The 24,120-nt window shown below is 45.2% G+C and carries 24 protein-coding genes; 16 read left to right on the forward strand and 8 right to left on the reverse strand.

Annotated elements, in window-relative coordinates; genetic code table 11:
• The first annotated feature begins 2 nt into the window (after window positions 1-2).
• The 7 genes from V6W81_RS05295 (at window position 3) to V6W81_RS05325 (ending at window position 5,015) form a co-directional block, all read left to right on the forward strand.
• Window positions 3-869 (forward strand): aldo/keto reductase, encoded by an 867-nt coding sequence (locus tag V6W81_RS05295; protein ID WP_338541931.1) that lies wholly within the window; start codon window positions 3-5, stop codon window positions 867-869.
• A 230-nt stretch (window positions 870-1,099) separates the two neighbouring features.
• Window positions 1,100-1,513 carry a GntR family transcriptional regulator gene (locus tag V6W81_RS05300; protein ID WP_145049513.1) on the forward strand — a complete coding sequence of 138 codons (414 nt, stop codon included), beginning with the start codon at window positions 1,100-1,102 and terminating at the stop codon, window positions 1,511-1,513.
• Window positions 1,506-2,204, forward strand: coding sequence for an ABC transporter ATP-binding protein (locus V6W81_RS05305; protein ID WP_338541932.1), 699 nt, complete (start codon window positions 1,506-1,508; stop codon window positions 2,202-2,204). Before V6W81_RS05300 ends, V6W81_RS05305 begins: the two co-directional genes overlap by 8 nt.
• A complete protein-coding gene (locus V6W81_RS05310) occupies window positions 2,201-2,941 on the forward strand; it encodes a hypothetical protein (RefSeq protein ID WP_338541933.1) in 741 nt (246 codons plus the stop codon). Before V6W81_RS05305 ends, V6W81_RS05310 begins: the two co-directional genes overlap by 4 nt.
• Window positions 2,942-3,103: 162 nt before the next feature.
• Window positions 3,104-3,595 carry a hypothetical protein gene (locus tag V6W81_RS05315; RefSeq protein WP_145049518.1) on the forward strand — a complete coding sequence of 164 codons (492 nt, stop codon included), beginning with the start codon at window positions 3,104-3,106 and terminating at the stop codon, window positions 3,593-3,595.
• A gap of 227 nt (window positions 3,596-3,822) precedes the next feature.
• A complete protein-coding gene (locus V6W81_RS05320; protein WP_111270792.1) occupies window positions 3,823-4,140 on the forward strand; it encodes a transposase in 318 nt (105 codons plus the stop codon).
• Window positions 4,141-4,151: 11 nt separating this feature from the next.
• Window positions 4,152-5,015 (forward strand): IS3 family transposase, encoded by an 864-nt coding sequence (locus tag V6W81_RS05325; protein WP_338543928.1) that lies wholly within the window; start codon window positions 4,152-4,154, stop codon window positions 5,013-5,015.
• A 353-nt stretch (window positions 5,016-5,368) separates the two neighbouring features.
• Here the strand turns inward: V6W81_RS05325 and V6W81_RS05330 are convergent, their stop codons facing one another.
• Window positions 5,369-6,223, reverse strand: a complete 855-nt coding sequence (locus tag V6W81_RS05330) for a WYL domain-containing protein (RefSeq protein WP_338541935.1) — start codon at window positions 6,221-6,223, stop codon at window positions 5,369-5,371.
• Window positions 6,171-7,526, reverse strand: coding sequence for a helix-turn-helix transcriptional regulator (locus V6W81_RS05335; protein WP_338541937.1), 1,356 nt, complete (start codon window positions 7,524-7,526; stop codon window positions 6,171-6,173). Before V6W81_RS05335 ends, V6W81_RS05330 begins: the two co-directional genes overlap by 53 nt.
• Window positions 7,527-7,850: 324 nt before the next feature.
• Here V6W81_RS05335 and V6W81_RS05340 point away from each other — a divergent pair, with 324 nt between their 5' ends.
• The 6 genes from V6W81_RS05340 (at window position 7,851) to V6W81_RS05365 (ending at window position 15,783) form a co-directional block, all read left to right on the forward strand.
• The gene (locus tag V6W81_RS05340) at window positions 7,851-8,642 is read left to right on the forward strand and encodes a nucleotidyltransferase domain-containing protein (protein ID WP_310145706.1); all 792 of its coding nucleotides are present in this window, start codon (window positions 7,851-7,853) and stop codon (window positions 8,640-8,642) included.
• 74 nt (window positions 8,643-8,716) lie between these two features.
• Window positions 8,717-10,174 (forward strand): 3' terminal RNA ribose 2'-O-methyltransferase Hen1, encoded by a 1,458-nt coding sequence (locus tag V6W81_RS05345; protein WP_338541939.1) that lies wholly within the window; start codon window positions 8,717-8,719, stop codon window positions 10,172-10,174.
• Window positions 10,171-12,852, forward strand: coding sequence for a polynucleotide kinase-phosphatase (locus tag V6W81_RS05350; protein WP_338541940.1), 2,682 nt, complete (start codon window positions 10,171-10,173; stop codon window positions 12,850-12,852). The genes V6W81_RS05345 and V6W81_RS05350 overlap by 4 nt, the downstream gene beginning before the upstream one ends.
• A gap of 316 nt (window positions 12,853-13,168) precedes the next feature.
• Window positions 13,169-13,747, forward strand: a complete 579-nt coding sequence (locus tag V6W81_RS05355; protein WP_338541941.1) for a GNAT family N-acetyltransferase — start codon at window positions 13,169-13,171, stop codon at window positions 13,745-13,747.
• A gap of 68 nt (window positions 13,748-13,815) precedes the next feature.
• Window positions 13,816-15,300, forward strand: a complete 1,485-nt coding sequence (locus V6W81_RS05360) for a methyl-accepting chemotaxis protein (protein ID WP_338541942.1) — start codon at window positions 13,816-13,818, stop codon at window positions 15,298-15,300.
• 231 nt (window positions 15,301-15,531) lie between these two features.
• Entirely contained in the window at window positions 15,532-15,783 is a 252-nt protein-coding gene (locus tag V6W81_RS05365) for a hypothetical protein (RefSeq protein WP_145049534.1), read from the forward strand.
• Between the two features lie 139 nt (window positions 15,784-15,922).
• On the opposite strand, the gene V6W81_RS05370 is transcribed toward V6W81_RS05365, so the two are convergent.
• The 6 genes from V6W81_RS05370 to V6W81_RS05395 all read right to left on the reverse strand — a co-directional run bounded on the left by V6W81_RS05370 (window position 15,923) and on the right by V6W81_RS05395 (window position 20,691).
• Window positions 15,923-16,765 carry a hypothetical protein gene (locus V6W81_RS05370; protein ID WP_338541944.1) on the reverse strand — a complete coding sequence of 281 codons (843 nt, stop codon included), beginning with the start codon at window positions 16,763-16,765 and terminating at the stop codon, window positions 15,923-15,925.
• Between the two features lie 70 nt (window positions 16,766-16,835).
• The gene (locus V6W81_RS05375; protein ID WP_338541945.1) at window positions 16,836-17,306 is read right to left on the reverse strand and encodes a hypothetical protein; all 471 of its coding nucleotides are present in this window, start codon (window positions 17,304-17,306) and stop codon (window positions 16,836-16,838) included.
• 55 nt (window positions 17,307-17,361) lie between these two features.
• Entirely contained in the window at window positions 17,362-17,859 is a 498-nt protein-coding gene (locus V6W81_RS05380) for a hypothetical protein (protein ID WP_338541946.1), read from the reverse strand.
• A gap of 51 nt (window positions 17,860-17,910) precedes the next feature.
• Window positions 17,911-18,393, reverse strand: a complete 483-nt coding sequence (locus V6W81_RS05385; protein WP_338541947.1) for a hypothetical protein — start codon at window positions 18,391-18,393, stop codon at window positions 17,911-17,913.
• Window positions 18,394-18,409: 16 nt separating this feature from the next.
• The gene (locus V6W81_RS05390) at window positions 18,410-19,477 is read right to left on the reverse strand and encodes a WXG100 family type VII secretion target (RefSeq protein ID WP_145049544.1); all 1,068 of its coding nucleotides are present in this window, start codon (window positions 19,475-19,477) and stop codon (window positions 18,410-18,412) included.
• Window positions 19,478-19,770: 293 nt separating this feature from the next.
• Window positions 19,771-20,691: an AEC family transporter gene (locus V6W81_RS05395; protein WP_056694398.1), complete on the reverse strand. Its 921-nt coding sequence runs from the start codon at window positions 20,689-20,691 to the stop codon at window positions 19,771-19,773.
• 86 nt (window positions 20,692-20,777) lie between these two features.
• On the opposite strand from V6W81_RS05395, the gene V6W81_RS05400 reads away from it, so the two are divergent.
• The 3 genes from V6W81_RS05400 (at window position 20,778) to V6W81_RS05410 (ending at window position 23,571) form a co-directional block, all read left to right on the forward strand.
• Complete coding sequence (locus V6W81_RS05400; RefSeq protein WP_338541948.1) at window positions 20,778-21,284, forward strand: mismatch-specific DNA-glycosylase; 507 nt, start codon at window positions 20,778-20,780, stop codon at window positions 21,282-21,284.
• A 144-nt stretch (window positions 21,285-21,428) separates the two neighbouring features.
• On the forward strand, window positions 21,429-22,001 hold the full coding sequence (locus V6W81_RS05405) for an RNA polymerase sigma factor (RefSeq protein ID WP_338541949.1): 573 nt from the start codon (window positions 21,429-21,431) through the stop codon (window positions 21,999-22,001).
• On the forward strand, window positions 21,982-23,571 hold the full coding sequence (locus V6W81_RS05410) for a hypothetical protein (RefSeq protein ID WP_338541950.1): 1,590 nt from the start codon (window positions 21,982-21,984) through the stop codon (window positions 23,569-23,571). Before V6W81_RS05405 ends, V6W81_RS05410 begins: the two co-directional genes overlap by 20 nt.
• The last annotated feature ends 549 nt before the right edge of the window (window positions 23,572-24,120 follow it).

A 24,120-nucleotide genomic window follows, 5' to 3' on the forward strand; every position in this document is an offset into this window, starting at 1 on the left:
GAATGAATCAGGATCAGATCGCTCGTACAGTTCAATTGCCGGATGGTACAACCTTGCCTGCAATTGGTCAAGGTACATGGTACATGGGTGAAAAGGATTCGAGCCGTACGAAGGAAGTTAGAGCCTTGCGAGATGGAATCGAACTGGGAATGACTCTTATAGATACCGCAGAGATGTATGCAGAAGGCGGGGCAGAAGAGGTGACGGGTGAAGCGATCGAAGGTTGTCGTGATGATGTATTCCTAGTGTCGAAAGTGTATCCACATCATGCAGACCGGCAACAGATGATTACAGCTTGCGAGAACAGCCTCCAGCGTCTAGGTACAGATCGGATAGATCTCTATTTGTTACATTGGCGAGGAAGGGTTCCACTTGAAGAGACCGTCGAAGCTATGGAGCAACTGAAGCAAGCGGGTAAGATTCTGCGCTGGGGTGTATCTAATCTGGATACAGATGATATGCAGGAGTTATGGAATCTGCCGGGCGGTAAACATTGTGCAGTGAATCAAGTGTTGTACCATGCTGCATCACGGGGCATAGAATATGATCTATTGCCTTGGTTACGAGAACGGCATGTTCCTGTGATGGCGTATTGTCCTCTTGCACAAGGGGGCAGACTGCGTAAAGAATTACTCGAACACCCAGTCATCCAAGAGATTGCAGAAGCACGGAATGTGACGACTTCCCAGATTGCATTATCTTGGGTCATCCGTGAAGGCGATGTCATTGCGATACCCAAAGCAGTCCAACTAGAACATGTGGCAGATAATGCGGCCGCAATGAATCTTGTACTGACCCCAGAGGAAGAGGTGCGGCTGAATGAGGTGTTCCCTGCACCGCAACGGAAAGTTCCTTTGGACATTGTATAATTTTTTGTTTGCTACACCGAGTTTGAGATAGCTGAAGTTATCCGCCGAAAATAGCTAGACCTATCTAGAAGTAGCTAAGGGTAGCCTGTTATAAGAAGAGCAGATCGTATAGATCTGCTCTTTTTTGTTTTTTATATCGAACAGAACGACCTTAAATATAGGCTTTACAACACCATATCACTAGTGTACTATTTAACTAACACACTGGTACAGAGAGGAGCGAAAACTTTGTGAGCATAGAATTTGATAATAATTTACCAATTTATATACAGATCATGCAGTACATCAAGAAGCAGATTGTGACCGGAACGCTGCAAGCTGGAGATAAGATTCCTTCGGTACGGGAACTAGCGGCTGAATTACAGATCAATCCCAACACGGTACAACGTACGTTCCAGGAGCTGGAACGAGAAGAAGTGGTGGAAACGAGACGCGGGCTTGGAAGATATGTGACAAGTGAGGAGTCGAAGATTATGACGATCAAAAAAGAAATGGCTGGAGAATTACTGGAGCGCTTCCTGACAGGTATGCAAGAACTCGGTATTGAGGAGCAGGACATTGTCTCGATTGTGGCAGATGCCGTTGCCGAAGGGCAATCGCAACAGAATAATTCGGCTGGGAAGGGAGGAGCGCAGCATGACTAACATTTTGGAGTTGAACCAGATTAGTAAGTTTTATGGCAAAAAGAAGGCTTTGCAGGACATTACACTTGAGATTGCTCCGGGTCGAATTGTCGGATTGCTCGGCAGCAACGGTAGTGGGAAGAGTACTTTGATGAAGCTGGTTGCCGGGTTGCTGCAACCGACCAGTGGTTCCATTCAGGTCGCCGGCATACCGGTTGGGCTGGAGACGAAGTCGCTTGTATCTTTTATGCCAGATCAGCCACTAACGGAGAGCTGGATGAAGGTGCGTGATGCGATTGCTTATTACCGTGATTTCTATGCCGATTTTGATCAAGAAAAAGCGCGGGAAATGCTTGATTTTATGAAGCTAGCAGAGGGGGAACGGGTTAAACATCTCTCGAAAGGCATGAATGAAAGACTACAGCTAACAATGGCTCTATCACGTAAGGCTCGTCTATATTTACTGGATGAACCGATTGGTGGAGTTGACCCTGTCGCTCGCGGCAAAATTCTGGATGCCATCGTTAAATTCTATGATGAAGACAGCAGCCTTATCATCTCAACGCACCTATTGAATGATATTGAACGAATCTTTGACGAGGTCATCTTTATTCGTGAGGGCCAAATGGTACTGCGGGAAGATGTTGAGACACTGCGTCTGCAAAACGGAAAAAGTGTGGATGAGATGTTCAAGGAGGTCTATGCCGAATGATGACATTACTGAAGTATGATTTTAAAAGGAACTGGAACACCTTGTTAGCCAATTTGGTGACTCTGATTTTTTTACAGATTGCGGTAGCGCCTTTTTTACCGTACGGTGGAGAAATCATTCTTGCCATTGTCTCATATACAGCGGTAGGTATAGCGACCTTTGTCAAAGTGATCAAGACGTACTGGGCTAACATTCGCGCCTATAATCGTCGTCTCGTTCCTGTATCCGGGTTGTCGCATGTGTTATCTCCACTGCTCTTTGGAGCGATCTGTGGATTGGTGTTGGCGGTGATTGGTTTGATTCACTTTTTGATCTATGATTCTCTGAACTCAAGGATTGATATCATGTACTTTATCAATCAGAGTGGCATAAACTTTTCAAGTATTGTCGCCCTTATTCTGCTTAGTCTTTGGGTCATCTTGTTTATGTCTATAATCATCTTTCTCTCCATTTCAATTGCAGGTAGCTTCCGCTGGAAAACAGGACCATGGATTGGCATCGTTGCATATTTCGTCATTACTTCATTAATTAGCTGGATTGAGAATATTATTTTTTCCGGTGTGGTTAGCCCATTACAAGTATTTCACTTTACGGAGGAAAGCACTGGAATGACGATCACCTCCAATGGAGTTGTATGGACAGGAGACAGGTGGGGAAGTACGATTTTTGAAGTGATTGTAGCCATTGGATTAGTTGCCTTAACCGTGTATCTGAATAATAAAAAAGTAGAAGTGTAGTCACAAGTAACCTGTGATATGTAATAAATGATGTTCTGTCATTGCTCGTAGAGCGGGCAGAACATTTTTTTGTGTTGAAGCCTCTGCCTCTTCTATGACGTAAATAGATTAATTACGTTATAATGGTAGATTAAGTATAGGCTTGTAAGGAGGAGGGATTCCATGGAGCTGTACTTCAGGGATAATTTTTTCAACGCTGGTTATACGGAAATTATGAATCAAGACCAAGAACAGGTAGGGCATTTGGATCTAAAAAGTGCCTTTGGATCATCGATAGATGTATTTGCCCCGTCAGGCTTAATCTGTAGCGGTAAATTCCGGATGTTAACGAACCGATGGGATGTAACTTCTCAAGATGGAAGCCATTGGGGTGTACTGAGAGCAAGACTTAGCTTCTTCAGTAAAAAGTATGAATATGATGCTGGGCCTCGTGGTGTATATGAGGTGTCCGCACCGGCTTTCTCGCAGGAGTATGAGATTACCGGTATGGGTGGCAGGACGGTAGCCAGCTTCAGACGAACAAGCGGGTGGTTTAGTTCAGGCGCCTTTGTGCTTCACAATGATTCAGAACAGCTCAATACGTATGAGTTGATCGCGGTGGTGATGGGTGTACATGCGATTAATAAGCGACGGAATTCGGCGAACAGTACGTAGGAAAATTAAAAACGCGTATCACTCATAGTGGAACGAGTTAGATCTCGAAGAACAGGGAACTGTCCCAAAAGGAAATCCTCTTCGCTCCAATCGCTAACGAACCTACCGCACCTAATAAGCGGATTATCTTTCGTATTCAAAATTTAACGAACCTCATGGAGCTAGAATAAAAAGTGGACACCCAATAACGGACAGAAGGATAATAAGGCTAACGGAGGTGTGTCCACATGGGAGAACAGCGGCAACGATACAATGAAGAATTTAAGAAACAAACGGTAAAATTTATCCAAGAACAGACCAAGACACTCGGAGACTTGGCAGAAGAACTCAACATTCCAAAAAGTACATTACACCAGTGGATGGGCAAGTATCGCGAACTTAAACATGAGCCCGTAGCTAGCGTAGATCGAGTGAAAGAACTGGAAGCAGAGCTTAAAGAAATGCGCCGGTTACTTCAAGAGAAAGAGCATACGCTTGCGGACACGCAAGAGGAACTGGCTATTGTAAAAAAAGCAGTGCACATCTTCAGCAAACCAAAGAGCTAAGGTTTCAGTTTCTGGAAAACCATCGCTCCCTGTTTTCTTTGGAGAAGATGTGCACTCTGTTACACGTGTCACGGAGCGGATATTACAAGTGGCGGATGGATCGAACAAGTAAACAGCAGCACCGGAGAACTGAGATCATGAAGCGTATTCGATTTCATTTCTACGACCACCAGAAGCGGTGTGGAAGTCCGAAAATTACGTATGCACTCCATCTGGAAGGATACAGAATCTCTTCCCGTACCGTCAGTATATACATGCGTCAAATGAATCTTCGTTCCGTGCACACTCCTCGGTATCGTGTCCAAACGACGGATTCTAACCATCATCATCCCATTGCACCAAATACGCTGAACCAGCAATTTCAAACGTCCAAACCGAACACCGTATGGGTCACCGATATCACCTACATTCCCTGCCGAGGAGGCCGGTTATATCTCGCCAGTGTTCTGGATTTATGTACGCGTGAAATTGTAGGCTGGCGTCTGTACAACCATATGGAAACGAGTCTGGTGCTAGGTGCATTGAATGATGCTTACCGGGCCAAACGCCCCGCTCCAGGACTGCTACATCACTCGGATCGTGGCTCGCAGTACACGTCAAAAGAATACGTGGAGCAACTGAAATCGTATGGTATGGAGCTCAGTATGAGCCGCCGAGGAAACTGTTACGATAACGCATGTATCGAGTCTTGGCACAGTATTTTGAAGAAAGAACTCATTCACTGTAACCCTCGTTTTAAGAATCCAGAAGAGGCTTATAACACCATTTACCAGTACATTGAGTTCTATTACAACCGCAAGCGAATGCATGGTGCGCTAGGTTATCTTTCCCCTGCTCGTTTTGCGAAGAAATTTACGGACAAATCCGTCGCGTAAGTGTCTACTTTCTTGACATAGGTCCATCAGTAACGCTATTCCTTCATAAAATGGCGTTAAAACCTAAAATATGGAGTAAATCGACAAAATAATGCCTCTGTGATTCGTTAGATATAAGATTGGATAAAATGAGCGCAAATAGCATGTGTCAGGTTCGTTAAATCAACATAACGTAAAAGGGGGTGTCCTCGTCATATTGATGACTTATGGGACAGTCCCTTGTTACTGCTAATTAGATGGCTAGCGGCATCTCAGTATTGTATTCAGTTGCATTAGATATGCGTACCAAGGTTGATTTCATCGGGACAATTGTAGTTGCTACGTATTTCTGTCTACGCTCTGCTACCACATTTCTATTTGTTGCGATTATAATTCTGTATACGCTGAGACTCTGATTCACCCTCGGCTTCAGATTCCGCGTAACGCGCTAGCACCTTAGAGGCCGTCTCCGCCATACGCTTGCGGAGCGATGCATTGTCAGTGATCCGAACTCTTTTCCCCAGAAAGCGCATCTTGGATAAAACATAATCCATTTCTCCCCGTGGAATCGTGAGTATAATCCGGTAGGTTTGTTCGCCTTCATCATAGTCGACCTGCTTCTCGAAGCAGGAGAATGCGTACAGGATCCGCGACAGCTCCTGATTAAATTCAGGCAACACTTCAATGGTTACAGTTGTCTTTCGGTGTTCAGTTAATGTGGTAATCTTTTGTGCATACTTGGAAGCGAGAGCTGCTTCAATGGGTTCGGCTTCTACGGCAATGATACTGTGAAGCTTGGTAGCCATGAGCTTGTGAAAGCGCGGGGCATACCAGAGCACATACCATTCTTTTTTGACCATAGAGTATTCCAGCTTGTATGGAAATCCGAACTGGTCGTTGCTGATTCTTCCATTGCGGACACGTCCAGTTAAGCGAAACCCCTGATGATGCAATATCATCTGCCTTAAGGTTTGGAGAAGTGGATGGGAGACGCTGTTCTCTACGCTTTTGGCTTTTTCCGTCAGGTAGTCCTGAAGGTTCAAGTCCTGCTCTGGTTCCAACATCTCCTGCAGTTTCTTAAGGGTCAAGGGACGTAGTGCCTCGAACGCCGCTGGATGCTTCAACATCAACCGCAGCCAAGCGCGTTCTTGCGATGTCCAAGTGAACAGTCCTGTCTCATTCAATCTCGTCATAATCTGGTAATTGAACATTTTCTCGAACAGGTTCATAGTACTGAGCAATCTCCTTCCATTCCTTAATCATTTCTTGGCGTAGCCTGCGGGGAGCAAGCACTTCACAGCTAGAGCCGAAACTCCGCAGCCATGGTTTGATCTCAGTTGTACCGTTCACACGAATCTCATAGAGGAAAGTATCATTACTTTCAGGCGTGATCGTACCCCATTGCCCTTGTAACTTCACACGATCCAATATGAAGTTGCGCTGACCATCGGTGGGGTGGAAGAAACGTGCTTGCACAGTAACGGTATTTCCGGTATCCACGAGCCAGCTGTAACGGCTAAGATCGGCCCATTGTTTTTTCAATTGATTCATGTATGATTCATTCGCCGCGTCTTGCTCTTCGATCTGTGTAATGCCCTCCATTCGAAATTTCACGAAACCACGACGTCCTTGATATCCGACAACATACCAACGTCCATATTGATGGTCATAGACCACCTCCAGGGGAAGGATGCGGTTCAGACGTCCCTCAGCTTCTCGTTCAAATAACGGATTCGTGTTCTGTGAGCTGTAGCTAGATGGCTTCTTAGGGGAATAATAGATAAACTGAACCCATTTCCGCTGCCGAATTGCACCAAGTAATGTGTATAAATGCGCTTCGTCCAAGATGCGTGAGTAGTAGTGGTATTTATAGATGAAAGGCTCGGTTGCCTCTTCTTGCGGATAACTTAGAGCAATTGCCTTTTTGAGGCTATCCCGCAGTAAATATCCTTGAACAGAAGGAACCTGAGTGTTCGCCATGATATCCACAAAATCATATAGTTCCAGTTGTTCCTCAGCCGTGAGTTTCGTCAAGACATCCTGTTGCAGAAGATACCGATAGGGTCTGCCGCCAGGTTCCTTGCGAATAACGCCAACCTCTTCCAGATATTTAAGATCCGAACGAATCGTTTTCTCATCAGGCAATGCCATGTCCTCAGGTAGATCTTCGCAGCAGGCATCGAGAAGTTCCATAGCGGTTAGTGGTGTTTGCTGAAGCGCATGTAAAAGAAGGACAAGCCGCTTAACCTCCGTCTCTTTCATCGACTTGGCGCGAAATAGGAAGAGCAGCATAGGCTCTGCCGACTCACCATATTGGAAGCGAGCCAGGTCATTCATTTCTTTGCCTGGCTCTGAATCCGTGCGTTGTTCTGAGACAGTCTGCATAATCTCTCTTAATCGCCGTGTCGTCTTATCGAAGGTATGTATTGAAATGCCGAGCCGTTCAGCATATTGCTTACGATTATATGCACCACTTGTTAGGGATAACATACGAAGAAACTGAATTTCTTTGTCAAAGCTCTCTTTTGCCATAATACTCACTCCTTGTTGGCCTAGAGCCGGTGAATAGGTGGAGATTCTCCCAGTGTTTGTCTATAAAATCTTATGCAAGTGCGTGTTCCAACAGGGTCAAATGCTAGTGCCGAGAAGACTTCTCGTATCCTCTTATTGTAACAGGAATATAGGTAGCTTTCATTTTATATGTGTCTGTCGCCATACTTTCACCATGTTCCTGACGTCGAAGAAGAGGCATAATCAAACCATAGGTTTGAGCAGACGATTACATGAGAGCAGATAGGATCACAAACCCACGAAGAATCGGAGCTATGCATCGTATCGCCAAAGGAGGGAAATACAATGAACGTAATTAGTGAAGAAATGCGATCCATGATTCATCAGCAATTGGAGCAGATTGAACGGGAAGAGCAGGTTCAGATCCTCTATGCTTGCGAGTCAGGCAGTCGTGCCTGGGGATTCCCCTCACAGGATAGTGATTACGATGTACGCTTTATCTATGTGAGACCGCTGGAATGGTATCTCTCTATTGAAGAGGGACGAGATGTTATTGAACGGCCCATCAATGATCAGCTTGATATTAACGGTTGGGATTTGCGTAAGGCGCTGAAGTTATTCCGTAAATCGAATCCCCCGCTGCTGGAGTGGTTGCAATCGCCGATCCAGTACTTGGAGAAGTCTAGTATAGCAGGGCAGATTCGTGCAAAGTCGCCACTAACGTTCTCGTCTAAATCTTGTATGTTTCATTATCTGAATATGGCAAAAGGAAATTTCCGGGATTACTTGCAGGGGAATCAGGTGAAGATTAAGAAGTATTTCTATGTCCTGCGTCCACTACTTGCCTGTGGCTGGATTGAGCGATATGAGACGATGCCGCCAATGGAGTTCGAACGATTAGTTGAAGATCTGATTCCTGCAGGGGATCCTTTATCTATAGAGATTCATGACCTGCTGCGCCGTAAAAAAGCAGGAGATGAGCTTGATATCGAGCCGCAGTTGCCTGCGATCCAAGCATTTTTGACAGAACAGATCGAGCACTATGAACGGATTGCCTCACAGATGGCAAGAGAGGATGCCGTACAGGTTCAGGAACTGGATCGTATCTTTCGTTTGGCGCTGCAAGAAGTATGGTGAATAGATTAAAGAGCCTGAAAATCGACTTTATGAACACACACTTATAGAACGGATTAACGAAGGAGGAAGCATCGATGCATCTTATTTTACAAGCAAGTGGGGCAGACGCGGCAGTGGTGTCTCATTTGCTCGCGAAGAACCCTAACAATATATACGATCGGACAGACAAAGGCGTGCGGGTCAGAATGGTCTATACCCGCGCAACGTCTAGTGAGACGGAAGTGTTAATTCATGCAGAGCCTGATCCAGTAGATCTGGTGAGAGGTAGCCCCGACGGTTACGATATTACGCAATATATCAATGATCGGGAATTTGTGACAAGCAGTCTATTCTGCTCCTACATACGTTCAGCACTTGGCACAGCTTTGAACGGTAAACCGAAGGAAGAATATACGAAATGGGTGGAGCATCCTTTTGACCTGCAATTATCCTTCGGACCGGTAGCTTCGGATTTACCTGATCGCGTGGTGGAAGAGTTATTTTCCCACTTAGGGTATGCCGTTACTTTGGAACGAGAAGAGCTGTCCTATTCCTTCGATCTGAAGAAGAGAAGCAGTGTAAGACGCATCATTCTTCGTGGTCAGGAGACCGTGCAAAATGCACTGCGTCAGTTATTTCTATTGATTCCGGTGTTGGATAACTATAAGCACTATTTCATCAGCGAGGATGAGATTGATAAAATTAAGCGTTACGGTGACGGCTGGCTGGAGACCCATCCGCACAAGGAACTTATTGTTAAACGTACCTTACGATTCGCTGAACTTATAAGGAAATATGAGTCGAAGGAAGGTAGGTTGTCTATCTCAGACAACAAGCCGCTCAGCGCAGAAGACGTGGAGAATGACAGAAATGCATTATCCGAGCGTTCAAACGAGGCATCAACAGATGATGTCCTAACGGACGACCCACCGGTAAGGTTGAATGAGTTACGATACCGTGCCATTACGGATGTGGTCGCTCGTTTGCCGCACAGACGGAGAATCGTCGACATGGGTGCAGGAGAAGGGAAGCTATCGGCAAGGCTGGCGACCATTGCAGGGGTAGAGTCTATTCTGGCAGTGGAGCCTTCTGGTCAATCCCGTCTACGTGCGATGGAACGATTTGCGAAGCTGGAGGGTCGTCATGGGGTCTTTGCGATGCCAGAGCCGATCATCGGATCACTATTTTATTTTGATGAACAGCTGCAGCATCAGGATGTCATGATTCTGTGCGAAGTCATTGAGCATATTGAGGCGTACCGCCTAGATGGAATTATGAATACGCTGCTTCAGGAATATCAGCCAGAAGTCTTGATCGTGACCACACCGAATAAGGAATACAACGAGGTCTATGCGATGGAGCAGGAAAGTTTCCGTCACCACGATCATCGTTTCGAGTGGACACGCACTGAACTGGCTGAACGATGTGTGGAATGGTCGGCAGGTACGAATTACACCTATACGATCCAAGGCATTGGTGAACAGGTGGAAGGGTATGGACAGCCTACACAGATGATTATTTTTGGGCGCAGAGAGGAGGGACACCAACAATGAGAGAGGACAAGAAACAGGTAACATCAAGAGCAGGAGAAGTATCTCGTCCGAAGGGTCACGAAGTATCTCGCACAGAGCGAAAAAATCGAGAGATCAAGCTGCCACATGCGGGAGTTGTGGTACTCGTTGGGCCGTCAAACAGTGGCAAAACGACAATGCTGGATCGTTTAGCGAGGGAGGGCGTCATCCGGCGAACCGAAGCGGTCTCGTCAGATCAGTTTCGGATGCTAGTAGGCGATGAAGAATATATGGAGTGGAAGAACCGTCCACGTAGCGAGGCGGATGTGTTGTATGCCGAATATCAGCAGGTATCCGCGAAGGCGTTTGAGGCGATGGAAGCTATCGTAAGTACGCGTTGCCGCCTGAATAAGCTGACGTGGATAGATGCAACGCATCTATATCCCGAAGATCGAGAACGCCTTGTTCGTTTGGCAAGAAAAGCACACGTGCCTGTGATCGCCATCGTACTTGATATTCCGGAGAAGGAGCTGTTGGAACGGGACAGCCAGCGGGAGTACCCGCGTGGACGGCAACGGGTGAAGCAACAGGTACAGCAATTTAAGCGCTCATTACGCTCTATTCGCGAAGAAGGATTCGATGCGAATTATATCCTGAAACAGCCGGATGAGATCACATTTGTTCGGACAACGAACCCACTTGTGCTGGATATGGGAGCAGGAGTGGACATCATCGGAGATATTCACGGCTGTTATGAAGAGATGATGGAATTAATCGTCAAGTTGGGATATGTGAGAGGTGAGACCGGGCTATACCAACACCCAGACGGACGTAAGCTTGTTTCGGTCGGGGATGTATCGAGTCGTGGGCCTGAATCTCTCAAGTGTTTGATATTCTGGCAACAGCATTGTGCAGCAGGTCTCGCTTATATGATTGATAGTAATCATGGTTGGAAAATTGCACGATATCTGGATGGCCGCGATGTCACGCTTAGTCATGGAGATGAGCTTGTAGAAGCTGAGCTGATTCAACTGGAACAAGCCCAAGGTACAGATCAGGCACAGCAAGTGCGAGCAGAACTGAGAGACTTTCTGCTCGAAGCTCCGTCACATCTGGTGTTCACCCAGAACGGTGTACGGCAGGTGGTCGTTGCCCATGCAGGGATACGAGATCATTTTATAGGGAAACAATCCAAGCGTATTCAAGATTACTGCCGTTTTGGTGATGTAGAAGGGACAGATGCGGAAGGTCGCCCAATCCGCAAAGATTGGTATGTAGACCATACTTCTGGTGAATGCATCGTCTGGGGACATGACCCTCGTCCATATCCTACGATTGTGAACGACACCGTCAACATTGACCAAGGTGTAGTATTTGGTGGCATGCTGACAGCTTGGCGCATGCCTGAGCGGGAATCAGTTAGTGTACCTGCCCGGAAGGATTATGCCGAGGATCGCAACAGCCCATTAGTACGTTGGGAAAGAAAACGTTTGTCGCCGCCGAATTTGCGTAAATTCAAGGAAGGGTTCACCGTACAAACGAATTCGCGGATGGATGTAACGATACATGGCGAGGTTGCTCAAACGGCGATTGATACGTTCTCCCATTTCACCGTACCTCTCGAAGAGCTGGTATACATTCCGCCAACGATGAGTCCACCGCCTGTAGCTTCTTCGGTGGAAGGTTATCTGGAGTATCCACAGGATGCCTTCCAGTATTATCGCTCACAAGGCGTTACCCGTATGGTTGCTGAGAAAAAACATATGGGAAGCCGCGCCATACTGCTGATTTTCCGTGATGAGCAGGTAGCGCGGCAGCGAGTAGGTCGACCAATGCTCGGGAACATCGTGACTCGTACAGGCAGATCCTTTTTTGATCCAGCAACAGAGCAATTGGTATTGTCCAGACTACATGCCGACTTGAGCGCAGATGGCTATTTTGAGCGGCATCAAACCGAATTTGTATTACTTGACGCTGAGATTGTGCCATGGAACCTGAAGGCGAGGGAGCTAATCGCTTCACAGTATGCGCATGTGTCTGAATCGTCTCTTGTAGATCGTAATATTATGGTGGATAAACTTCGTGAAGCGGAGAAGGTGGGTCGTGATGTAACCGAATGGTTACAGGAGACTGAGCTCAAGCTTGCAAATGCCCAGACATTTCGCGATGTATTCCAATACTATTGCTGGGATGTAAATGATATTGGCGACATTCGGATTGCCCCGTTCCATACGTTGGCACACAGCACGGGTACATTCTGGGAGCAGACGCATGAATGGCATATGGAGCAGAATCGTGAGTTTGCCCGAATCTCCCCATTGATGATGGAAACAGAATACCGTATCATCGCTGACGAGACAGATGAGGCAGACATTATTCGCTGGTGGGATGAAATGACGGCAGAAGGTCATGAAGGGATTGTTATCAAACCAGAGACGTTCCGCACCTGGAACGGAAACAAAATGATTCAGCCTGCCATCAAAGTTAGAGGACGCGCCTATTTGCACATCATCTATGGTATGGATTATCTTGCGCCTGAGAACTTATCACGCCTTCGGAAACGCAAAACCTCCAAAAAAGAAAGACATGCGCTCATGGAGAGTGCTTTGGGAATGGAAGGGATCGAGCGTTTCGTACGCGGTGAATCGGTGGAGCGGATTCATGAATGTGTACTCGCCACATTGTCCCTCGAATCAGATCGAATAGACCCACGATTATAGAATTGGATTATAGAGAGCGTAATTGTTAGGTACAATTGTAGAGATGTAAATGAATCGGATAGCCTTGTACACTAGGTTGAACATCTGGGATTATTCGTAAGTTAAATCCAAATAAAGTAATGTGATTTGAATGTTTTCATTCAATTTACATTGCTTTTTTCTTTTTTTTCAGAGGCAGAAACCGTTGGTACTTAACCCTTTTGGCTTGTTTGAAGCAGGGGAGAGTCTTTGAGCCACCTAAATATTTCCTCTATGGATTCCGATAATATGTATGAATGTATTTTATTGTGAATGACTCAGAAAGGAAGCGGAGACCTTGTTCAAAAGGGTAGAGAGTGAAGTGGAACTGGCCATGTTCAACGGGATATGGACAACTGTCTGGACAGAAAAAGGATTCGAGCTTGAATTTTCAGAGGAAATTCTGGAAAGATACGTGGTGATTACGGAGGAAGGATACTATGTAGGTACAACGGAGATCAAGCCGTATTCTGAGGATAGCTCCATTAATGAAATTGGATCATTCCACACGCATCCCATGATTCAAGAGAACCTGAAAAAGGTTGCAGAGATTGATAAAATGGCAGTTTTGTCGAGCTTCCGGGGGCAATATATTGCCGAATTGTTGTCTGCAATCGTTCACTATGCGGAGAAGAACGGTTTAACGTATTTTGTCATGTTGCTTCAACCCACGCTGATGCGTGCTTTACGAGTCTCATATCATCTGCCGATTCATAAGGTTGCGGGGAGGGTGTTCTATAAGGGCGAAGACGTTATTCCCTCGATTGTGAATGTGAGAGATGTATATATGCATAAAGAACGGTATTCGTGGATTATCCAATCGGAATCAGATTCAGCCTTGGTGTCTAAGGGACTACAACTGTCCCAGCAAACTTAATCTATCAGATCTTACATAGGTTATTCATGGTATTTCAATGGGAGTACTTTACAGAGGGGAGAAACATCATGGTTAAGGGAGCTCTGACGGAGCTAGACAAACGTAACCGGCTATTCATCAAAATTTTGTGGATCATGCTTGCGTTTAGTATCGTTACGGATATTATGATTGGACTGGGCATGAATATTATTTTGATGCTGGTGGGGATAGGAGGTACGTCATGTGCTGTGGCTACATTCATGACATACAAGCGAATCTGGGTTACATCGATTAAATATTTTATCGCTTGTATCGTAACATTGATTGTTGTCATGCTGATCGTATTCGATCCGAATCCGGTCATTAGCACGTATTTCTTAGTTTATGTGAATTTGGCGATTATGGCGCTGTATGCAGACTATAAGACGATCATATTTACAGGAGTACTGGGTGCAGGCGTGAGCACGTACATATTTATGATACCGGAATATGGAGATCGACTGTTTGCAGGGGATTCGCTCTTGTACTTGTATCTGTACCTTGGATTTGCGACAGCTGCATTAGCTTTTGGTGCAAACTTTAGTCAACGGTTACAAAAGCAAGTTACCGAGAGACAGCAGGAGACGCTGGAAGCGAAGAAGGTTGCAGATCATCTGCTTGAGCAATTGAAGGCTTCTGTTCTGACATTGGATCAGTTCAGCAACAATCAGCAAGAGGGTGTACGCACAACAGGAGAAATCAGTAAAGAAGTCACCCTCAGCTTCACGGAGATGACATCATCCATTGAAGCACAGACCGGTAGTGTCATGAGAGTAAACGAGACATCACAGACGATCAATCAGACGGTAGGTACATTACTCGATGGTACACGTGAGCTACAGAATTATGCAGCGGAGAATACTAGACTTACCGAGCAGAGCAGCACTCAGATGGGCGTGTTATCTGCTGACGTGGAGAACGTACATCAGATGATGGGCAGTACAGTAGAGATGATGCAAAAGCTTAACAGTGATAATGAACGAATCAGCTCCATCGTTAGTGTCATTCAGGAGCTCGCAGAACAGACCAATCTACTTGCATTGAATGCCGCGATTGAAGCCGCACGAGCAGGTGAGCATGGCAGAGGGTTCGCCGTTGTATCCGATGAGGTACGCAAGTTAGCAGATAGCTCAAGAAAAGCGGCGGCTGAGATTGATGGCATTCTATCCAATATTCGTTCGCAGATCAGTGGGCTACATGGACAGGTTGTTCATGGACAAACTGCTGTAGCCACCAGCAGAACAGTTTCACAGGAAGTGAGCGACCTTATTGAGCAGATTCATGAGAATATGGAGCGGATGAAGGAGCACACCGATCGTGTAGGCGAATCATCGAACCATCTGCATGTACAGCAGAATGAAATGGTAGATAGTATGTCTCACATTGCGGGGATCACGCAGGAGAATATGGCTTCTGTTGAGGATATGCATCAGAATATGCGAACGCAGGATTCCAAAATGACAGACATGATTAGTGATTACGCTAAACTAGATCAGTTGATTACAAGTATGAAGAAACTGGTTGCTACTTCATAATCGAGAGAGAGGCCTTAAGGGCCTCTCTTTTTATGTTGGAAAAATGGGAGTTTTGGATCAATATAACTAACCTAAGCCCTATATCCATTCCTTCCAATCTGGGTAATAATTATAGATGTAGTTCAAAATAAAGCTATTTGATTCCGAGGGATGTCTACGGCATCTTTTTGAACATGCATGATGAATTTGTAGCATTGGAATCTCACTACGTAACGATAGGGGGTAACCTGTATGGCGTCAATGATTCTACTGGTGAAACAGACGGAGGACGATGAAAAGGTTATTTATCGATTCGGACCGAATGAGCGGAAGATGGGACTCATTGAGATGAACAAGGTTAAGGAAAGCGTGAAGGAACTGGAGCCTGTTCAGGTGGACGGCATGAGTTCAAGTTTTTACTTCAATCGAGCCGCTCAGCGATTGGTGCGATGTTTGTTCAGAGAAGGCGGGAAGTTCCCAGAGCGAACATCGTTTGAATCATAGTCCGTCTTGGATCTTCTAGTAAGAAGGCTGAGCAGACATTGGCATAGCATTAAGCACCAACTGAATAGGTGCAAAATAGAAGAAGTCCAAGCGCAACGGAGAATAGTTGCACTTGGACTTCTTTGTGTTAGATAGTGGTTTAAGGGTGGGTCACAGGAGCTGCGAAGCGATCGATCCATGCCCGTAATTGTTTACGAAAGGACGCTCTGGAATGTTGGATAATCTCAATGCTGGCATCACTTTCGTTACTAGCGTTATCATTGGAAATGCTCCAGAAGCCTTCTTCAGTATGAAGCATAAGCAGAGCTTGATCTGGCAAAGGGATCTCCGTTTGCTCACTGGTATAACGAATAATACTAAGGTTATCCACTTGACGACCAGACGCTTCAAAGGACTCATACCAACGTGTTAGTAACTCATGCGATTCCGTGGGAATTTCCCAATCATTTATGAGGGTATCTAACGCAGTGTGGTTATCCTCATTCGTAAGTACGTTCCATTGTTCCTCTGTTAGCTTGAATTGAGTGGGCTGTTCAATGAATGGCTGCTGTTGGCCTGTGTAGAAACGGAATAGCTCTTCCTCCCATTCCTGCGGTTCTGTCCAAGTGAACAGGTGAACACGTTGATCCACGGCTAAGTGATATAAGTATGTATCGTTGTTATCTGTACCTTGGTGGATGGTTAATACCTTTTCTTGCTCAAGGCTGTCGGAGTAGGCACGAATCATCCCGCGACTTTGGGCAAAATGCATCAGCATCTTCAGAAACTCTGGCTCGATCTCAATCTCCGTTTCTTCCATACGTACGATAAGCCCTTTGGATAACAGGCTGTGAGACGCTGCTCGCAGAACAAGTTCCCAGTGCTGTTCAGATAATTCACCATACATTGGTTTGAGAAGCCCGGCTGCAATGTCTTCTGCGCCAAGCGTGGCGAGCGCAAATCCGAATTCTTCGATAGATAGGGTAACTAGAGGTTTAGCCATGAGTTTAATCGCCTTCTTTCGATTAGATGAGTGTGTAGAGAGTTTGTGATGAGAAAACAAGCGTGCGTGACTACTTTCGGTTTTTGTATAGATGCCAATTCTTACGGAGGACTCCTAGATTTCTCTTCAATTCTATTGGTGTAAACACATAACCGGTTTGGATATCCTCGAATTGATTATGGTACAGATGCAGACGATAAAATGGCTGAGCAGGTTGCGCCCATCTGCGTAGAAAAGGCATTTTGAGTTCAATACGTGTGACGGTTGACCATGGAATGGGACGTCCATTCCGTAAGAAGATATTAGATTCGTCCCACTGCACAATGAGGGTATCCTTCGCCATAGCCCTCAAACCGAGCGTTATCCAAATAGGGCCGAAATACCAGAAGCCCAGCAGAGCTGCCGATCCATAGTAGTATTGGTTGAGTATGAAGTCATCCGTGAAGGTTGCATAGAGCAGTGTGATGGACACAGGGATGAAAACAAAAGCAAGTAGAGCTCTATAGAGAGCGGATTCTCTCTGGTAGCTTATCGAGTTCATTGTACATTCCCCCAGAAACGGATCCTGCAATACAAGTGTTAGTAACAAGAAAAATCTATTGATCCACCTTACGATGTTTATTATGAGACCAAGCTGTACGTAGTTTTTTCGCACCATCTGTAAATTGTTGATTCGTTAGAAGGTGATAAGTAGACATGTCGACATGGGATCGATCTAAAAGAGTGAAGCGGTATAACCTAGGTACCGGTTGCGCTATATTGTTAATGGTATCTTCCACCACCTCAATACGCTTGATTTTAGACCAGGGAAGGGATCTACCGTCTCTGGCGGTCACCCTATATTGGTCGAATGAGATAAGAGTTGTTCTGGCGAATAGAAGAACAGTAAGTTTACATAACGCAGGGCCAACAAACCAGATCGATAAAACGAATATCAGAACGTAATAGAGGGGAGCGAACCAGCCAAACTCACCCTGTTCCGGTGCTAATATAAGAAAAATTCCAAATAAAACTGCGGATAAAGCAATCAGAAATCTTCCCAGTGCTACTGATCGACTAAACTTAATTGACTCCATGGATTGCTGATCACTCACTCCCCTTTGACAAAGGTGTAATTCATTTAAAACTTACGTCCAATTCCTACATTATTTCATTTGCTTTTTGGATGGTGATTTACGTTCATTCCAGGTTTTGCGAAGCATTTTAAGAATATCGTTTTCCTGATGTTTCAGTAGACTGTACGTATAGATTTTATGACGCTGTCCGTTATGCATTTTCAAGTCATAGTAGGATGGGGTAGGTTGAATCCATTTATTGATTCCCGGCGCAACCAATTGAATCGTTTGAATCTCCCTCCAAGGCAGGTGTTCTCCAGATTCGGTCTTAATACCAGACTCGTCAAAGCCAAACAACACATTGGAGCCAAATGCTCTAATGATGTTCCACACGAATAGCCGTCCAATAAACCAAAAGCTTAAGAAGGCAGCACTACTAAAATAGAAGGTTTGTAGAGGACTGTTCTCCCCGAAGATCACGTCACCAATCAAGACAAATCCAGCAATAATAAATAGAGCAGAAATTAATGCATGACGTATAGCAAATTTGCGCTGGTATGTAACGTACTGCATGGATACCCCCTAAAGATTATTTGAAGAGTTTACTAACCCACCGAATTCCTTTTTCCGCCGCTGAGGCGATATGTTTACCGGCGTAACTACCAATAGCTCCGCCTACGTAAGCCCCAACTGCTGTTCCGGCAGGCCCTGCGAATGATAATAAGGTTCCACCGACGATTGCGCCAGCTCCAGCTGAGGCAGACTTAATTACAACATTTGATGCGGAGACAGCAAGATCTGTTTTGGTTAGAGTACCTTCCTTAAACTTGGAAACCGTTTTGACCCCTTCATCCCAAACATTCAGCCCAACGTTAATGGGGAACAGCTTTTTGCTGATCATTTTAGGAATTTGAGAGGTTTTCATACCATATTGACCTTTAGTTACGCCAGCGATAACATTCCGGGTCCATTGACCAAAGCTGTTGGCTTTACTGAATCCGAGCCCGATATCACCAACTTTTAACTTACCTGCAAGTTTATCAAATCCCTTCAATCCTTTCATGACCAGACCCGGGTTGCGGAATTGCTTATCTAGTTTACGTGCCATGTTACTTAAGAAGGAATTACCCTTGCCCTTAACCCATGGAGCATTATGCACTTTAGCACGAGTAGGGTTGCGAGGATCTACCTTAAAATGAACCGATTTAGAAAGCACCATGGATGTAGCCATGGCAGAATACATAGCCGTACCAAACAGTCCCACGTTACCGTGAATCCCACTGATCTTATCCCAAGACTTACTCCCTTGATCATACAGATCCGATAACGTTGTTTTAACATCTTTGCCAGAAGGAGATTGACCTCCATTTGCCTGCACACCTTGTCCTTGGGACTGATCCGCTTGGGCGAAACGAGTGGCAATCGTATTCAGCTCTGTACCGATGGAAGATACCGAAGTAGAGAAATTCGCCATTTGCCGATGTGCCACTTGAAAATTCTGAAAGAAACGCTCCTGTGTGATTCCGGACCATTGACTCTGTAATGAACTAATATGTCTGCTCAGGTTGCTAATCATATTTCTGCTTTGTTCCGAAGCTTGCGCAAATTGGTTGGAGATATCCTGAAGCTTCTCAGGAGGGACAACAATTCTTGTCACGACATTCACCTCACGAAAAATGATAATGAAGTAATTCTATATATGTATATATGAAAATAACTCAACTCTAAGGGATAATTACCCAATAATTTTAATGGTCGAAACGTGCCTTCGCAACGGATAAAAGGCATTTGACGCGCAAAACAGTTCTATGGTCAGGCTAAATGAGGAGTCGTGCTAAGACTTTATTCCTGCAACCGGGACGAATGAAGGTGAAGAATGAAAAAAATCCACAACCGTCTTAAAGCGGTTGTGGACTTAGAATTTTAATATGAATACTATAGCTTCTCGCTTCAGAATGTTTTGGCATAAGAGATGAGTGCAGTAATGGTAATAATGTTGAGCAAGGTTGAGATGAGTACCGTTTGAGCAGCAAAGTCTGGCTCATTGTCATACTCCTCGGCTAGAATCGACGCATTCACCCCAGTCGGCATACCAGAAGCAATGATAAGTGCCTGAGCGGCAATACCTTGCATACCTAGTAGCAGAACGATGGAGATGCCAATGGCAGGGCCAATCAACAACCGTAGAAATGTGCTAATATACACATCAAGGCGATATAAACGAATCGGGTATTTCACAATTTGAGCACCCAGTGTCAACAAAGCCACAGCGACCATACTTTGCTGCGCATAGGTTAGCGGCATAGATAAGAAGGTTGGTAGCGGCACATTCCACATATGAAGCAAGATACCGAGCAATAGCGCGTAAGGCACAGGCATTTTTAAAAATCCAATAATCACTGCACGGTAATTCCCCTTAAGCTTGGCGCCTTGAATGGAGAGTACCCCATAAGTAAAGGTCAGCAAAGCCTGCAACGACATAACGAGCGCTTGAATGGATGAGGCAAGTGGATCGCCACGGAACACGAGCGCATTAATCGGTAATCCGTAATTGCCTGCATTGTCGAGCATGATACTGTTATTAAAAGCAGCCTTCATACCTTTGCTCATCCGAAGCGTACGTGCCGTAACAGAACCAATAATATAGAGAATAATGACATAGATCGCATAGAATAGCGTGACCGTACCGAGTAATTCACCCGACATATCGGAATGATACATGCTCATAAAGACAGCAGCCGGGGTAATACAATAGAAATTAATTTTGGCGAGGGTATACAAGTCCAGCTTAAACACCTTTTGCATCCAAGACCCGACGGCAATTAAGAGAAAGACGGGTAGGACGACTTCAAGTATGATGTCTGCAATCATCTGTTCAACTTCCTTTTTCATGAAAATTTCAGCCTATTTCGAAAAACCTTCAATCATTATAGCACTAAAAGGAGTGTGTACGTCCTATGATTCCAGATCATTTAGAACCAGGTTTATCCATTCTGTTTATCGGATTTAATCCAAGTATCACGTCCGGCGAGACAGGTCATCATTATGCATACAAAGGCAATCGCTTCTGGCGTATCCTTGAACGTTCCGGGTTGACGCCGCGTTTATACCAAACTGAAGAGGACGGGGAGCTGCTGAAGTTAGGATATGGGTTTACAAATATTGTAGCGCGACCGACAAAAGGTATAGAGGATATTACACGTGAAGAGTATGCCGAAGGACGGGAGATTTTAAAGCAAAAGTTAGAGCAATACCGCCCAGACATCGCTTGTTTTGTCGGGAAAGGGGTCTATACCCAATATAGCAAACGTACCAAAGTAGAGTGGGGATTCCAAGACGATCCAATTGTTCCGGAGATTCATGAATTTGTAGCTCCTTCGTCTAGTGGTCTGGTACGGATGTCGATGGATGAGATTGTGGGAATCTACGCGCAGCTCAGTGATTTTATATCGGAGAAGAAGTAAATACACCTTATGCAGGATTCGCTTATCCGGCTTCTACCGGAACCATGCGAATTCTTTTTTTTGGATGAAGTGAGAAGTTTCGGGAAGTCACACCGTCTATATAGTACAGAACCATGCATGGAAGCTGTAGAGAAGGGGGATTACATGGCACAGCAGCTACAGGAGGAGGAACTCATTGAACGCATTATTGGGGGAGAGAAACAACTGTTTGCCGTCCTTGTGGATCGATATAAAAATAAAGTCTTCGGCATTATGCGCGGAATGGGCGCAAGTCATCAGGATGCACAGGATCTAGCTCAGGATACGTTTATTCGCATCTATCGATATTTGCCAACAAGGCGAGCGGGGAGTAGCTTCTCTTCGTGGGTGTACACTATTGCAGTGAATCGAATGCGGGATTTTCTACGGCAAAAGAAACCGGTGATGACGGCTGTAGACAACGGTCTAGAGCGCAGTCATGACAATACACCAGAACAGCAAGTGCTGCACAAGGAGATGCAGCGTGAGATATATCGCCAAATGGACGAGCTACCTGAGGCATATCGGCTTGTCCTATTGTTGAAATATACAAATGAGCTGAGCTACGAAGAAATCGCAGAAATTACTGGCATGAGCCCAGGGCAAGTGCGTAATGCCCTCCATCGGGGCAAAAAATCACTTAAGAAAAAGCTGGAACGTAGAGGAGGGTTAGCAACATATGAAGCCTATTCCAAATGAGGAAGAACGGTTGCTGGAGCAGCATTTGTTCCGAGAAGAACCAGACGCTGATTTTACGCTGGAAGTGATGCAGAAGCTGGAAGATGTATCAATGGTGAGCGGAGAAGATGAGCTACAACCGACGAAAGCCAGCAAAAAGATATGGTTCCGTCGAACTGGGATGGCTGCCGCTGTAATTCTTCTGCTTGGGGGAGCATGGTTCGCTTGGGAGCAGAACGTGGTGCCTACAGAGCCAGGCGTGAGCGCAGTGAATCCGCCACTTCCGAATATCCCTGTTCCAGAAAGCTTGAGGTATTTCAATCTAACTGATGATTACAAACGTTTACAGCCACTAGGTCTATACGTTGATCCGCAGATTGAGATTGAGAATGAGGGCTACACGCTCAAGATCCATCATGTGCTGGTGGATCGTTCGCAGATTGTGATGACGATAGAACAAATAGCCCCGGACGGGACAAATGCGTACCTTGTTACCCCATACTCAGGCAATATTCATATTACAGATGAAAATGGGCGTCAAGTCGCCACAATTTTAAAAGAAACAAACCTTTACCGAGCCGGTTCTCAGCGATGGGTATTTCAACTGAATGATGACATCCCCGATCAAGTGGTTGTACGAGGGGAACTGGGGCATCTAACTGCAGAAGAATACACTATCGGGGTGAATAAGCCATCTGAAAAGAAAACGATCGACTGGAGCTTTCAATTTAATTTGGATATGACCAAGGCCAAAGCGTTATCTATCCAAACACCACTGAAGAACACGTATACAACGCCAGAAGGTTTACAGATCGGATTAACTCAAATGATTCGAACGCCAAATGGAATTCGTCTGGATCTCGATGTGAACCTGAGTGATGAGTTGCAAGCCAAAGTCGAGGCAGGATGGGACGAGGAACTGGAAATTTTATATCATCTGGAGATTCCTGATACGAAGGAATATCGTATTTTTAACGGCAGCAGGTCAGGTGCGCGGCAAGCTAAATTCCGAGTGAAAGACCTTAGCCAGCTAAGTGGTACAGAGGGGCATATCCAATTATCCGAGGTGTGGGATCCTGCATATGTAACGCTGGATGCGAAGCATATTCGTTTTGTGCTGGATGGCTACACGTTACCTGTAAAAGAAGAAAAGCAAGTCGAATTTGATCTGAATCAGCTCTACAGAAAGCCTGTCAAAATTAAGCAAGAAGGTACTGAGTACACTATTCATGGTTATAGCTTTGATCCTGTCGAAGAGGCATATGATCTGGAGAAGGACAACAAGGACACGGAAGAAAATGAACTTGTGCTTAAAGCAAGCTCAATTCAAACGGGCAAACATACTCGGGAATATTGGTTGATCGTGGATGATGTAGGGAATGAGCATATAATTGAAGGTGTAGGAACTGAGATTAGAGTGAATGAAAAGGGACAAAGCATAACGGACGATTGGAAGTTTATGGTTCGGGGTTATGATCGAAGCAAGGGTTCAAAATTCACGCTAAAACGAACAATTTACAAACAAGACTTTGACGATGTTGATTGGACAGTGGATTTACCGTCCTACAGAAGTTTGCCTTGGCAGCAATGAGGAGGGATCTGTAGAACTCAATGTTCTCGTGTTCTGGACATCTCAAATTCATGAGCAATTGGAATGAAAATCTCTTGTTGGCGAAGCGGTCGGCTGAAAGCTTTTTGAGAGAAAGCTGCATCTGAAGCATATCCTATCCCCGGATTTATCTTTGGAATAGGAAATCAAAAAAAATCTGGGGATAACAGCGATCGGAAAGTTATTCTGTCATCGAAGTGCCAAGTGTAAACTATTCTTTAGTTCAATTTATATAGATTAGAACTATCTCTATAAATACACCCAGGGGATGTCCCATAGTCAACAATAATGACGAGGGACATCCCCTTTAGCGTTATTTTGATGTAATGAACCTGACAAATGCTATTCGCTTCTATTTTCCTGAGTCTGATATCTAACGAATCACAGAGGCGTTATTTCGTCGACGCAGTCGATATTTTAGGTTTTCCCACCGTTGTATGGCGGAATAGCGTTATTGAGGTTCGTTAAATCTTGCATACGTACATGATCCGCTTATTAAGATGTGGTAGGTTCGTTAGCGTATGGAGCGAA

The sequence above is a fragment of the Paenibacillus tundrae genome (assembly GCF_036884255.1).
Taxonomy (GTDB): Bacteria; Bacillota; Bacilli; order Paenibacillales; family Paenibacillaceae; genus Paenibacillus.